Source organism: Pseudomonas sp. IT-P74 (genome assembly GCF_949768175.1).
Lineage (GTDB): Bacteria > Pseudomonadota > Gammaproteobacteria > Pseudomonadales > Pseudomonadaceae > Aquipseudomonas.
In genome coordinates, this window is sequence record NZ_CATKQD010000011.1 from 305366 (window position 1) to 318843 (window position 13478).

Here is a 13478-nt window from a genome sequence, read left to right on the forward strand (position 1 = left end):
TGGGTCATCAGGTTGACCGTCTTAACGAACGATCAGGAAGTGAGTGGCCAACGCCTTTTCAGCAGCAGGATCCAGCCCCGTCAGATGGGCTTCGCTGACTTCAGCCAGCCGCACCACTGCCCGCCCGCGTCGGACCACATCCGACTCGCCCAACGGGCCGTAGAGAATGGCGATCGCGTTTTCACTGCCGTCTTCCGCGGTCGGGTTGTAGGGAGCGAACTCGCCGGTCAAGCTGACCAGGCCGAGGATCTGCCCCGGTTCCAATGCAGGACCGGCAGCGACATTGATGGCTTCGCGGGAAATGGTGCCCGCCGCTTCGGACAGGAGAAATTCGCCTGCATGCATCGGCTCTCGTTGGATACTCATCGTCTTGCTCCTGTTGCGGGTCGGGATTGACCGGCCTGCGCGGCTTGGCGCGCGGACCAGATGGAAGGTTGATCAAGTTGTTTGGCCTGCACTTTAGGTGCAGGGTCATTGTCCAGCGGCAAGCTGTTGTCAATTTCAAAGCCCTTGCCGCTGCTGACGATTTTGTCGAACAGACGCGCTCGGACCGCCGCCACGTCCAGGCCCGCCGCGACATACTCGACACTGAACTCGGGTAAGCGTGCAGCCACACAAAGGTCGTTCACAGCCTTGGCCCGCGTCAGGCCGGCCTGGACGATTTCTTCGCTTTCAAGCCGGGTGGAGCTGAGCAGCGGCTCGACCAGGTTGCTGATACCCGACTCGGTGCATCGCTGGGTGATCATCAGGGCCAGCTTGGCCGAGTCGACCACCGGCGGTACCAAGGGCGGATCGGCGGGCTCCAACTCGGGATCCGGTTCGGGCGGCTCGTCCAACTGGGCGAGCAATTCGGCTGGCGCATGCTGGTAACGCTGCAGCACGGCCCCTTGGCCGAGGCAAGCCTTTACCTTGACACCGTCACCGACTTCATCGGCCAACCCCAGGGCCACCGCTTCATTGGCGGTCAACCAGGTTTCGGCAGCGACCAGGCGCCGCAACTCCTCCTCATCGATGTCCGGCGCCTTGGCTTTGTAGGCCGCAATGATGGCTTCCATCGTCTGATCGAGGACGTCGGCCACCTTGCGGAAGTCTTCGGCATCGCCGGCGGCGTAGGTCCACGGGTTGTGAATCATCAGCATGGCGTTGGATGCGATCACCACGCGGTGCGCACCGCACACCGCCACGCTGGCGGCACTGGCCGCCAACGCGTCGATGCGACCGGTGCAGCGCTCGCCCAAACGCGACAACGCGTTGTGCATCGCCAGCCCGTCGAACAGGTCGCCGCCGATGCTGTTGAACGCAGCGATCACCGGCGAAACGCCGTCGTCCATGGCGCGCAGGTCTTGCACAAATTGATTGGCGGTAATGCCCCAGGCGCCGATCTCGCCGTAGACGAAGACCTCGATCACCCGCTCGGTAGCCTCGCCGCTGGCCTGCAGCGCGTACCAGGTCTTGTCCTGCACCTGCACGCGTTTGCCCGCCCGGTTATAAACGCGTGGCCGCGCCTTTTTGCTCATGGTTGCTCCTTGTCGTCGACGGGGACGAACGCTTCAAGAGTGGTGTAATTGAGGCCAAGGGCTGTAGCCCTGGCCAGATCGGCGGCGTTTTCGGCGTCGACCGTTTCAGCGTCATAACCGGTGCGCAAGACCATCTCACTGCGCGAAGCGAAGCCGGCCTGCACTTCCATTCGGCGCGCCTGTACGTCCTGCACCGGTTGGATGTAGGCCCAGCCTTGCGGTACCCAACGGGTGCGCAGGTATTCACGGCGCCGCTGGGCGTAGTCATCCAGCTGGAGGACACCTGACAGCACCGCCATGTCCATCCACGCCGCCCGGACCGGACGGCACAGCTGATGCACGTACACGCTGAACTGCAGCTGCTCCAAACGACGGCGAAACTCGTTGAGTACCACCCGCAGCGCCCGGTCGTTGACCTCGCGCATGTCGCCAGTGAGGATTTCGTATGGCGTCCCGGTCCCTGCTGCAGCTGCCATCAGCTGCTGACGCATGAAGTCGGGATAGTTGTTGCCGGCGTCCGGTGGTTTGGAGAACTCGACCTCTTCACCCGGCCCCAGTTCCTGCATGGTGCCGGGCTCCAACGCGACCATCGGCGTGAAGCCGTCGCGGTCCAGGCTCAGCGGCTGGCCGGTGACCGGGTCCCTTGGCACGGGGCCGGAGTCCGGGGCTGGCCGGCTGATAAAACCGGCAAACAGGTTGGCCACCTCCTGACGAAACAGCACCGCGTCGTCGTAGTTGTCGAGGCTGCGCAGGCGCTTCAACACCGGCGACAAGCGCGGTACGCCGCGCAACTGGCCCGGTTCGACCGGTTCAAAGATGTGCAGCACCTGCGCCGCCGGCACTCGCACAAGTTGGTTGTAGCCGGCGTTCAGCGACGAGGCATCGCGTGGATGCGCCAGGTACATCCAGTACGCCACGCGCTTGCCTCCGGGCGTGAATTCGATGCCGGCCCGGATGAAGTTGCCGTCACGGGTGGTCTCGAACTTGTCATGCGGAACAAATTCCGGGGCCAGGATTTGCAGCTGCAACGGCACCGCGAGGCCTTCGTCTAGGCCACGCGGACGCAACCGAACAAAACACTCGCCCGAGGTTTCCACCGTGCGGGCCACCAACGCCTGCTGACCGTTGAAGTCAGTGCGCTCATCGGCATCCGACTCATCGACCCAGTCGTCCCAGAGTTCCTGCAGCAATTTGCGCAGGGCTTCGTTGTCGGTTTTCGGTCGCGGTGTGATACCGGTACCGATCAAGTTGCTGACACGCTTGTCGATCACGTTGTAGGCATACGGGTCATTGCGAACCGCTGCCCGCGACCGTGAGCGCAGATTGCGCAGCGCCGGGGTATTGATGCTATTGATCCCGTTGTCCGGCGCATCCCAGCCAGTGGAGCGGCGGCCCTCTCCGGCGCCTTCGTAACTGGCCTTGATGTTCGACGGCAACACGAATCCGTTACGGGTGAGCGTCGGATAGCGGGCCATTAGAGTCCTTTGCCTCCGTGGCAAAGCCGAACGACGCGAGAGCGCGGCCCGACGGAGTTCACCAGTGAAGTGCGGATCTCGTCGCGCGCTTTGAGCAGCTCGTCGACAGAGCGGTATTCCACGGTACGGTCGGTGTAACGCACGGTTTTTTCACCGCGCGCGATGGCTGCCTCAACCGCATCGAGGTGCTTTTGGGTAAATGACATATCAGCGTCTCTTCAGGTAACCGCTGCTGGAACTGCGGCGTTGAGGTGGCGATGCTGCAGGTCGTGATGGCACGACGGGAGCAGCGGGTTGCGGAGCCGGTTGTGGTACGACAGCGGGTGTCGTCTGCCCGGTATTGCTGAGGCGCTCGCCCTGAACGGGCTTAATACCCATGGCCTCATCGAACAGACCGGACTGCGCCAGGGACTGACGCACCCGCTCCCAGTCGTGTTCCTTGTACCGATTGAGGCCCAGGTAATGCGCCATCGCCAGGCAATACACCATCAGGTCGAGCGCTTCGTTGCGCTCGGCCTTGCCTTTGACCCATTCGATACGTTTGTGGCCACGGATGTAGCGCGCCACCTTGCGCTCCGCGACGCACTGATCGAAGAAGTCGTCGGGCAGGTCATTGGCGAAGTGCAAGGCACCCGGGCCGGCTTCGAATGGATAGCGGTTGTAGATCCAGTCCTTTGCCGTGTCGGTACCGACGAACCACAGCTCGGCGCCGTTGCGTTCGGTCTGGCCCTTCCAGGTCACGTCGACCATGGACGGGCGCTGAGCAATGACCGGTTTGCCGGGTTTGCTCGCCCCCTTGATGGCGAACACATTGCGCCAGCGGCGCACGCGGCAAAACTGGTACACCTCGTCAGTGTGGTGGCCACCGGAGTCGACCGCCACGGCGAGAATGCCGAGACCGACACCGCATGGATGGCGGTACTTGGCCTTGAGTAGTTCATCCAGTGCGGCCCAGGTGCGCTCATCGGCGGGGTCGCCCGAGACAATCTGGTAGTCGATGACCCAGCGCTCCATGCCGACGCCCCAGCCCATCGCCATGAACTCCAGGCGATTGGCCTGCACGTCGACGGCACCGGTGATCATCAGCACCGCCGCCGGCATCGACCCCAGTCCGAAGAGTTCCAACCGTGCCCGTTTGCGCAAGGTGTCGGCCTTGGTTTGCTCCTGCGCGCTGTCCCACACTTTGGCCAGACGGGTGTTATAGAACACCTGCATGGGTTCCAGATCGCCTTTGGCCTGGGCCTTTTTCGCCTTTTCAAACTGCTTGGCCAGCGACTTCCAGTCCATCCAACCGAGGGGCGAATACAGCGCGTTGAGGTGGAAGCCTACCGTCTCGCCGTCGCCTTCGGCATGGCCACGCCACTCGCCGTTGGCGAGCATTTCGCCCTTGTGGAACTCCTCAATCAGCACGTCGCAATCAGGACCGACGCACTGGTAGTGCACCACGCTGAAATCCTTCGAGTAATGCAGGCGCTCCCATTCCAGGGTTTGCATGTGGCCGCAGCTCGGACACGGCACGTAGTAGTGACGCTGGTCACTGCCATCGAACAGGTCGGAAATTCGCGACGCACCCTTGATCGTGGGTGAGCTGGAAAAGTAGAACTTGGCGTTGCGACCGAAGGTACTGCCCCGGGTTTCGGCCAGCTCGATGGGATCGCCCTCCTCGCCAATGTCCACTTCCCAACGGTCGATCTCGTCGCCGTACACGTAGCGCGCCGACAGCTCCGACAAGTTGGCCGCCGAGCCGGCGGTGGTGACGTACAACGTCCCGCCCTCGAACTCCTTGGTGTCCATGGTGTTGCGCGAGTCGCGGGAGCGGTTAGCCGCGACACGCTCGCGCAATACCGGTGTTGCCTTGATTGTTTTGCCGATCCGAGACGACACCCGCTTGGCCAGGCCCAGACTGGGCAACAGCGCCAGGATGTTCGACGGCGCCATGTGCATCAGGCCACCGATCCAGTTCAGACCAATCTGGGTTTTCATCAGTTGCGACGCGACCATGGTGATCACGCGCTTGCACGGGTGAGCCGGCGACAGGCAACGCATGGGTTCGCGGGCATACGGTGTGCGCGAGGTCCGGTACTGGCCGGGCTCAGCGGCGCCGGTGTCACGCGGGATCCGCATGTACTCATCGGCCCACTGATCGATCCAAACATCCGGGTCGGGCCGCAGCCCACGGAAATACGCCTCGCGGTACACCTCTGCACCGTCCGGAATGTCCGTGGGCATAGGTCAACTCGTAGTCAGTGCGTGTTCAAGGTCCGCTGAGGACATGCGCTCGGCATCCTCCAGCGAGCGACGGATCGCCGCCGTCAGGTGCTTTTCGATTTCCCAAGGGTCTGTCATGGACGCCAGTTCGGGAGCCAGCTGCGGCGGCATGCCCAGCAATTGATCGCGCAGCATGCGGCCAGCGTTGTAGGCGCCCGTCTGGACCGCCGTCGCGAACACCAGTGAGCCTTTGGCCTTGTGCAACTCGATCTCGGCGAGCTGGGCCAGGTTGTGTTCGCGCAGGGCACGCGCTTTCTGGAAGTCCGGCAACTGCCCGGACGGGGTAATCACTGGCGGCGCAGCCATTGAAGTTGGTTCGACCTGGCTGGACAGCTGACTGTACACGTCACGCTGCAGCCGATCCTGGTGGTGCCGATCAGCAACGGCGGCCTTGCTGGGGTCAGCGGTGTCGCGAATCAACGCTTCGCTGGCCGTGACATCGACCTGTTTACCGTCGGCGGTGAGCACCAGACGGTTGTTGTTTTTCAACCAGGTGATGTAGCTGGGTGCCCTGCCGATCCGAGCCGCGAAGGCGCTCTTTGACAGGTAAATTGGTTCTGTCATAAGCCCTCCTTTTCAACGGCTTTTCAATGCAAACCTTTCAATTTCAATGGATTGAATTTCAGTAAGCTGGCAACCCTGCCGCTAACACTTTCCCGCGGGTTTCCGACCCCGTACCCGCCGGATAACCCCAGGGTCCCCGGTGACTTTCGGGCGACCCGGGCGGGAAACCTCACCCCTGTTCGCCACCCGCTGGCGGCACCTCGCAGACCCCCAGCCGCTTGGCCGCCCAGCGTTCGTACAACCCGATGGCGACATCGGCGCCGGCCATCGCGGTCAGGCAACCCAAGCTGCCCGCCGCCCAGATTGACATGCCGGCAGCGATCATCAACATCATCGCCGACACCCCGCAGGCAATGCAGGCACCGGACCGCAGCGCCAGGCGTCGCAACAATACCCAGCCCCGCGCCCCATCCTTGTCCGCCCGCCACATCTCGCCCGACACGCCGCCGACCAAAGCCAGGACGATCACTAACCAGATTGGCATCTCTGCCAGCGCTTGCTGCTCGTTCGTCATCGCCCTACTCCATAAACGCAAAAACCCGGCGCAATGGCCGGGTTTGGTGTGAGGTGCCTGCCGCTCTTTGCGGTCGCACCTATCGAAGATGGGTACTTTTTACAGGTGGATTCCGGTGGCAGCAAGCGAGTTTTAATGCCATGGATCAATATGGGTACAACACGGGTATAACGCGGGTACAACGGAGGGACAACGCATTCATTCGGCTATTGCTTCTGGTGCCCGGTCCTACTTGTCCCACTATCTTAAGTCGAAGTAGGACAGCTACAAGCGCCTAAATTCGGGGCTCTGCCCTACTGTCCTACCTTATTTAACTTTTCCTTGTGTATAGAGAGAAAGCTAAAAGCACGCATGCGCGCCATGGGCGCGGCTACGTGCCCGCTATGCTTACGTGTGCATGGTGCGGGCAAAGGTTGGACAGTAGGACAGCCCAACAACGGCGCGGTCTGCACCTGTCCAACTGCCTTAAATGGCAGTCGGACAAGGCCGGACAGTAGGACAAAGGCACACGGAGCAACGCCAGGGGTCATGCAGCCTTCCCCATCAACAGACCAGCGATATGCAGATGCGCTTCATGCAGACGCTGATAATAGGTATCGCGACTGCAACCACAGTGGGTGTACTTCTGTGACAGAAAGCTTTCGTGGTTGCAGTAATGCTCCCACACCACCACCGACAGCTGCGCCGGCAGATGCTTGTTGACGATCAGCTCAATATCCGCCGACTCGTCCAGCAGCACCCGACTCCCCCGCGTGCCACGTATCAGCTCGCCCTTGCACTCCATCAACATGGCAATCATGTTGCCGCCACTCGCCCCACCATAGGTTTCAGGAATTGGCGAATGCAGATCCTGCGCCCAAAGCTTGAGCATCTCATCAATTCGCTTAATCAAAGCAAGGCTCCTCTACCACCGCCTGCTGCAATGCGGACGCTCGCCCCCACGTTGCGGGCTTCTGATAGGCCCACTGGCGGACACCGCTTTTTGCCAACGCAGGCATACGCTTCTTGCGCCAGCCCAGCCGGTGCATAATCGCGCCGACTCGCATCTGTTCAGGCTTACCCCAATGGCCGAAGTCCAGTTTGAGGGCCTGCGTTAGGATCTCGTTGCCGGTAGCGGTCTCGCCGAGCTGCGACTCTTCCAACCAGGTCAGAATTGGCCCTTCCCACTCGTCCACCACAAAGCGCTCGTCCTGTGCCTCGGCGAACATCCACGACTCGTCCTTGGTCACCCACCAGATATCGCCGGCCTCGAAACAGAACACCGCCTCTGCCCACAGCTGATCGCGGATCTCACGCAGCTTTTCCAGATCGACCTTGTTGCAGAACACCGGCCAGTAACGCCGGTTGCCCGTGGCGTCCTTGAGGTATTCCTCTTGGTTGGTGGTACCCACGAATACACACTGGCGTGGCACGTCGTTCGTTCTGCGGCCGTAGCTCTCTCGGTAGGTGTCGGTGGAGGCCGAGAAGAACTGCTTGGCCTTGGTGCTTTCGGCTTTGTTGAAGCTGTCCAGCTCCCCCAGTTCGACGATCCACTTACCGCGTATCGCCTGGAAACTGTCCTTGTCGCCAAGGGCAAACGGCGTGTCCATAAACCACTCGCCACCGAGAATGCCCATGGCGGTGGACTTACCCTCACCCTGTCCGCCTTCGAGGATCATCACCGAGTCGGCCTTGCAGCCTGGGCGCATGACCCGAGCCACTGCCGAGATCGGCCAACGCTTACCAACCTTGGCTGAATATTCACTGGCTTGGACCCCCAGCACATCGGTCAACCAGCTTTCCAACCGAGGCACGCGGTCCCACTCCAGCTTCTCCAAATACTCGCGCACCGGGTGAAACGAATGGTCGTGGGCAACCACGCTGACCGCTTCGATCACATGGGACGCCTTGACCCGCAGGTTGTATTGCTGCGCGAGCCACTTCATCACCCGCATGTCATCGATGTCTGCCCAATCGCCGGCACCGCCTCCAAAAGGGGCTGACCGCAGTTTGACGATCTTGGAGCTGAACACGCTGTAACCGATCACACCGGCCCAGCGCTCGTCATTGCCTAAGATCAGCTCGACATTCTGCATGTGTGCGATCAGGGAGCCGTTTTCAGTGCGAGCCAGTTGATCCTTCCAACCACCAGCTGCAGGAGGTTTGACCACCGCCAACACCTGACGGCGGACAGCCTCCAAACCTTCGGCAATGTGCAGGTCGTTAAAGTCGGTCCACTTGATCTCACGCTCGCCCGAGAAGACGGGCCCGACCACCTGGCCTCCGACGATCAACGCCGCGTTGTTGGCCTTTTCTTCACCTGGGTTCCAAGGCTCGCCATTGGGGCGTTTGGTTTTCCAGTCATCGTCCCGGCAGAGGATCAACGGACAACCGGGGAAACGCTCACGCATGGCCTTGGAGACCGGTAGCAGGTTGCCCGCATCGAAGGCGATAGCGACTGTCAGCGACGTCGCCATGTGCAGGCTAGCGCCCGTGGCGTAGCCCTCACATACCAGCACCGGCTCCCCCGGTTCAGGGTGCGGGCCGATCAGATGGAATGCGCCCTCCTTCGACATACCAGCGGGCCAATAGGCCTTGTCGCGCCCGGTGTCTTCTTGCTTTTCCGGGAAGATTACCTGCAGGCCAACGATCTGATCCCGCACGTTGCACATAGGCACTAAAAATGCGCCAGTACGGGGCGCATAGCGAACTTTGAAGCCGACGATCTGCTTTCGATCTAGGTAAGCACTTTTGCCCTTTTCTGGCATGCGCTTGAACAGGCCTGCTGCACGGTTGGCCGCTCGACGTGCAGCGTTGGCCGCGATCTCAGAGGCCTTACGCTTGGCCTCTTCCTGACGCGCGCGCATAACCTCGCGCTCTTCGGGACTCATACGACCGGCCTTGACCTTGATTTTCTGGGTCTCTCCGGAGCGCCAGTCGCCGAAACTGCCGAAGATCAGTGTTTCGTTCTTTTCGGTGCGGTGCTCATGGACCACATACCAACCGTTTTTTTCCTTGCCCTTGTCCTGGGAGGTTTTGCAGCGGGTCAGTTTGCCGAATACCAACGGTTGCTCAGGTTCGAGGCCGTAGTCTGCGAATTGCCCCAATACCTCATCGAGCATGGCGGGCCTCCCGCGCTTCGTCGATGGACTGACAGCTCAAGCACTGAGTGCAACCCAGTTGAGCCAACCGGCGTGGCTCAGGAATAGGCTCGTCGCAGCTCTCGCAGAACAGAAACGAATGCGCCGCCAAGGCAGGCTTGGCGGCGTTACGTGCAGCAAGGGCCTGATCAAGACGCTCCTGCACCAGGTCATTGGCAAAATCAGCGATATCAGCCAAGGTCTGCACCCCGCGTTTTCTGATTGACGTACGCGGCGCGGTTGAACATTCCTAGAAGCCCTTGGATGCCGCGAAATACCTGCTGACGTATCTCGGCCAACTCACCATCATCCACCTTGCCGTCGCCAATGCTTTTGGCCCAAACCACAGTCAGATCGGCCACTTGGCGAAGGTATACAGCGATACCAGTGGTCAAGGTCTCGGGCATATCGTTGGTGTAGGCTTCGGCCAATTCCTGCCAGACCGTGTCGCCGACCAGCGCATGCACGGCATCGAGAATACGGCGGTCCTTGGTCAGCTCCAGGATCTCGCCGAACTCCTGAATGTTCACGGAGTGGCTGGGATGCGTGGGAGATAGCTTGTGCTGCAGCGTGGTGGCGTTTCTGCCGGTGGTGGCGGCAATTGCAGCGGCGCCGCCGGGATAGTCCCGAGCAGCATGGTAAAGCGCTAGATCGAGCGGCAATATTTCCCGCTGTGCCCGGTCTACTGAACTCAGAGCGATTCGGCTCATGGCATTAATCCTTGAAAGTTGCCAGTGCCGCGCGACATGCAGTGGTGATACATTTGCCGCGTGGCTTGAAAGGGCCCAAACGCCGGCTAGATCTTCAGGATCAATACCGGCACCGTGCCGGGGCGAACAATCCGTTGTTCACCCCTGGCGCAACAGCTGCCCAATCTGTGGTGGAAAAGGCAGCAACACCAAGGCTTCCGAGCCTTGGAAAGCGCGGTAAAAATCGACGGTTTGCATGTGGTGTGCCCGTCTATCTTTATCGCGACCCGACAGCGCTGTGGTGGTGCGTGCCGGGAGGAACTGGGCGGCCCTTGGGTCGCCTTTTTTCTAAGCAGCTTGTACAACACTAATGTTTTCAGGAGCCGGGAATATCTCTGGCAAATCCGGCCGCAACTCATGAGGCAGAAGAGCCCCTAAAAGCGCTTTCGCAAGTGGACGAACCTGAGCAACCGGTACTCCCCTACGTCGCCAATTAAAAAAGCGCTGAGGGCTAACCCCACATTCTCGGGCTAATTGCGATGGACTTTTACCGGTCCCCTCTGCGACCCGCACTATCAAATCGAACACCTGATCAGGCGTACTCATGACGTCACCTACACAAACAAAATGAATGACACAACCAAACAATACGTTTGTTATCATTTTTATGCAAGGGCTGTAACATTCTGTTTATGAGCAAACAATCGCAACTCCTAAAAGGGCAGCGTTTCCGTCAGGCACTGGATGATTCCGGACTCTCCGGCGCGGAACTCGCCCGAGTGCTTGACCTGGAAAACGACCAGAACATCACAAACTGGAAAGCTAGGGGCGTACCTGCATATATGGTGGGCGAAGTCGCGCTTACTTTGGTCGTGGAACGAGAATGGCTGGAAGGAAAAGATGTTCCTATGAGGACCGCCACCACGGAACGTTCCAGCCCGCCGCGCACCGCCAATGGCTCCCCCCTTTACGTCCTCGAGCCGCTGGCCCCTTGGGACTCCGACACACCATTAGATGACGACGAGGTCGAGTTGAGGCTTTACAAGGAAGTCGAACTGTCCTCCGGACCAGGGAAGGTTGCGCGCACAGAAGTCCAGGAGATCACGGGACCAAAGCTCCGTTTTTCGAGGGCCACCATGAGGACCTGCGGAGTGGACCCTTCAAATGCCGTGTTCGCAACCAATAGCGGCAACAGCAACCACCCGCTGATTCTTTCGGGCGCAACCGTCGGTATCGATACAGGCATGACAAGGATCATTGACGGGGAAATTTACGCTATCGATCATGACGGCCATTTCCGCATTAAATTTCTTCAGCGCACCCCCACTGGATTAAAAATGAAGAGTTTCAATGCTACCGAGTATGCTGACGAAGATTACGACTTCGATCAGATCATGGCTCAACGAGTGTTAATTCTGGGTCGAGTTTTCTGGTGGTCATCCATCCGGCCTTTGAAGGGACCATCTTTAATCTGAAACCAAACAAAATGTGTTGACCAAAAACCAAACAAATTGTTTACTTGCCTCACTCTTCCACCACAGAGCGAGGCAACACCATGCACACCACAGCCACCCTGCACGTCCATCCAGCCGCTGCTAGCCCATCCCGCATCATGGAAGTCCGCCGCCTAGCGCAATACCTGGGATGCGCGTTCATTCCCCACAAACCCAAGCTGGCGGCCCGCGCCGCACCTGCACCGTTTGATCCGAACGGCGGAGGGCACGCAGCATGAGCAAGTTCAAACTCGACAACCGCACGCTGCAACTGCTCAACGCCCAGGTCAATCTGAGCGAGACGTTCAATCACACTCTGCGGTCGACGCCACAGCGCGAAGCACTGGTGTTTCGCCTGAAGGTTGAGCGCAGCACAATTGACACCCTCTTCACCGTAGAACTGGGCAGCGAGCGCCACACGCTGACCTTGCAGAACGAAAAAAAGATGCACCTCAAGCTGGCCGACTTTATCGAAGAGATTGCCAACGGCCCTATCGACCCCAGCGATACCGCCGACCTACTGAGTATCCCCCACGCTAGTCGCCAATACGCACAGTTTGATGTCGAGCACCGGCAGCAGGTGTTCGAGCTTGTGCGTACCGGCGGCGCATTGAGTCTCGACATGGGTTTCGATCTCCCCATCCACGTCGCCATCCATCGCACCCAAACGCGCCCAGGCGTTACCACCATCATGAGCATCGGCGTAAAACGTCCGCGCACGAAGTGCTTCACCGTGTGCGGTAGCGATGTCGAGATCTACGAGCAAGTAGCCGAATCCATCAACCATTTGGCTGCCGTGGCGACGCCTGCCGCGCATGCAGCCTAGGAGGCCGAGATGGAACGTAGCCTGGAAAAAGCCGCGAAGTACTTCGGCCTCACTCGACCCAAACTGATCGCGCTCATGCGCGAGAAAGGCCTTCTCAACGACCGCCGCCTGCCGGCATTCCCGGTTCGCGACCGCGAGTACCTGCGGATCAAGGACGGCACCTGGTACCACGAAACCGCTGGCATGCAATACAGCCAGTCGACCAAGGTCCGGCAAGCCGGCATGCGCTGGCTAGCCGAGCAACTGGGCCTCGAACTGCCCGCGATTCCGGTCGACAACCGTGACGTGGCCTAGGGAATACGCCCGCCAGATCGTCGCCATGCGCACACGCGAGGAGCGCAACGCCGCGCTCCTCGAAGTGCCTGAACATCTGCGGGAGCTAACCAAGCGCCACTGCCTGAATGCCTGGAATCACCCATCACGACTCAAACGCAAGGAGGCCGAGCTAGCCCATGAGTAATGCCAACCAAACACCGCTGCGACTACTTCCCGCACCGGACAGCTCCACCGTCGAGATGCTGCACCAAATCTTTGGCGATGTGCTTATCCCTCTTGAAGAGCTGCGCGAACGTTACTTCAGAAACCTCAACGAGAAGACGTTTTCGGAGGCCATCAACAGCGGACGGATTCAACTCCCGGTGACGACCATCGACGAAAGCGTGAAGGCTTTGAGGTATGCGCATATCAAACACGTTGCCGCCTTGATCGACATCCGCGCCTACAAGGCAGATGAAGACATGCCGCGACCATCAACCAGCAAACCGGAGGCGTGACATGTCACTTCTCAGCCAATGCCGACACTGCCGAGCGCCACTATCAGCAGAGGAAACAGCGAACCGCCTTTGCGGTGAGTGCTGCTTCCTCGCGGTCGACTACCGGCGTTACGACGCCTTACTCGATGAAGGTTACATGCAGTACCAGGCCAAGCTGATGTGCGGGTTGGCCGACCCACCCGATCCTGACGACGAATAGACAACCCTCAAGAGCTGCCACCACCAGCCAAGCGAAACAAC

General features: G+C 60.1%; 16 protein-coding genes. 5 read left to right on the forward strand and 11 right to left on the reverse strand.

Features of this window, described 5'->3' with window-relative positions; translation table 11 throughout:
* Positions 1-21: 21 nt before the first annotated feature.
* From ACM6J5_RS10480 to ACM6J5_RS10530, 11 genes are all read right to left on the reverse strand, one after another.
* On the reverse strand, positions 22-366 hold the full coding sequence (locus ACM6J5_RS10480; protein WP_414928441.1) for a head decoration protein: 345 nt from the start codon (positions 364-366) through the stop codon (positions 22-24).
* Complete coding sequence (locus tag ACM6J5_RS10485; protein ID WP_414928442.1) at positions 363-1517, reverse strand: head maturation protease, ClpP-related; 1155 nt, start codon at positions 1515-1517, stop codon at positions 363-365. The genes ACM6J5_RS10480 and ACM6J5_RS10485 overlap by 4 nt, the downstream gene beginning before the upstream one ends.
* The gene (locus tag ACM6J5_RS10490; RefSeq protein WP_414928443.1) at positions 1514-2992 is read right to left on the reverse strand and encodes a phage portal protein; all 1479 of its coding nucleotides are present in this window, start codon (positions 2990-2992) and stop codon (positions 1514-1516) included. The genes ACM6J5_RS10485 and ACM6J5_RS10490 overlap by 4 nt, the downstream gene beginning before the upstream one ends.
* A complete protein-coding gene (locus tag ACM6J5_RS10495; protein ID WP_414928444.1) occupies positions 2992-3198 on the reverse strand; it encodes a phage head-tail joining protein in 207 nt (68 codons plus the stop codon). Before ACM6J5_RS10495 ends, ACM6J5_RS10490 begins: the two co-directional genes overlap by 1 nt.
* Position 3199: 1 nt before the next feature.
* A complete protein-coding gene (locus tag ACM6J5_RS10500) occupies positions 3200-5221 on the reverse strand; it encodes a phage terminase large subunit family protein (RefSeq protein ID WP_414928445.1) in 2022 nt (673 codons plus the stop codon).
* Between the two features lie 3 nt (positions 5222-5224).
* Positions 5225-5824 (reverse strand): terminase small subunit, encoded by a 600-nt coding sequence (locus ACM6J5_RS10505; RefSeq protein ID WP_414928446.1) that lies wholly within the window; start codon positions 5822-5824, stop codon positions 5225-5227.
* A gap of 169 nt (positions 5825-5993) precedes the next feature.
* The gene (locus ACM6J5_RS10510; RefSeq protein ID WP_285682295.1) at positions 5994-6338 is read right to left on the reverse strand and encodes a phage holin family protein; all 345 of its coding nucleotides are present in this window, start codon (positions 6336-6338) and stop codon (positions 5994-5996) included.
* A gap of 526 nt (positions 6339-6864) precedes the next feature.
* A complete protein-coding gene (locus ACM6J5_RS10515) occupies positions 6865-7230 on the reverse strand; it encodes a hypothetical protein (RefSeq protein WP_285682297.1) in 366 nt (121 codons plus the stop codon).
* A complete protein-coding gene (locus ACM6J5_RS10520) occupies positions 7223-9439 on the reverse strand; it encodes a VapE domain-containing protein (protein ID WP_414928447.1) in 2217 nt (738 codons plus the stop codon). Before ACM6J5_RS10520 ends, ACM6J5_RS10515 begins: the two co-directional genes overlap by 8 nt.
* Positions 9429-9656 (reverse strand): TraR/DksA family transcriptional regulator, encoded by a 228-nt coding sequence (locus tag ACM6J5_RS10525; protein WP_285682301.1) that lies wholly within the window; start codon positions 9654-9656, stop codon positions 9429-9431. The genes ACM6J5_RS10520 and ACM6J5_RS10525 overlap by 11 nt, the downstream gene beginning before the upstream one ends.
* On the reverse strand, positions 9649-10167 hold the full coding sequence (locus tag ACM6J5_RS10530; protein WP_414928448.1) for a phage regulatory CII family protein: 519 nt from the start codon (positions 10165-10167) through the stop codon (positions 9649-9651). The genes ACM6J5_RS10525 and ACM6J5_RS10530 overlap by 8 nt, the downstream gene beginning before the upstream one ends.
* A 671-nt stretch (positions 10168-10838) precedes the next feature.
* Here ACM6J5_RS10530 and ACM6J5_RS10535 point away from each other — a divergent pair.
* The 5 genes from ACM6J5_RS10535 (at position 10839) to ACM6J5_RS10555 (ending at position 13437) form a co-directional block, all read left to right on the forward strand.
* A complete protein-coding gene (locus tag ACM6J5_RS10535; RefSeq protein ID WP_414928449.1) occupies positions 10839-11621 on the forward strand; it encodes a S24 family peptidase in 783 nt (260 codons plus the stop codon).
* 253 nt (positions 11622-11874) lie between these two features.
* Positions 11875-12465 (forward strand): hypothetical protein, encoded by a 591-nt coding sequence (locus ACM6J5_RS10540; protein WP_414928450.1) that lies wholly within the window; start codon positions 11875-11877, stop codon positions 12463-12465.
* A 9-nt stretch (positions 12466-12474) separates the two neighbouring features.
* Positions 12475-12759: a phage antirepressor KilAC domain-containing protein gene (locus tag ACM6J5_RS10545; RefSeq protein WP_414928451.1), complete on the forward strand. Its 285-nt coding sequence runs from the start codon at positions 12475-12477 to the stop codon at positions 12757-12759.
* 158 nt (positions 12760-12917) lie between these two features.
* On the forward strand, positions 12918-13238 hold the full coding sequence (locus tag ACM6J5_RS10550; RefSeq protein ID WP_414928452.1) for a pyocin activator PrtN family protein: 321 nt from the start codon (positions 12918-12920) through the stop codon (positions 13236-13238).
* Position 13239: 1 nt separating this feature from the next.
* The gene (locus tag ACM6J5_RS10555) at positions 13240-13437 is read left to right on the forward strand and encodes a hypothetical protein (protein ID WP_414928453.1); all 198 of its coding nucleotides are present in this window, start codon (positions 13240-13242) and stop codon (positions 13435-13437) included.
* Positions 13438-13478: the final 41 nt, after the last annotated feature.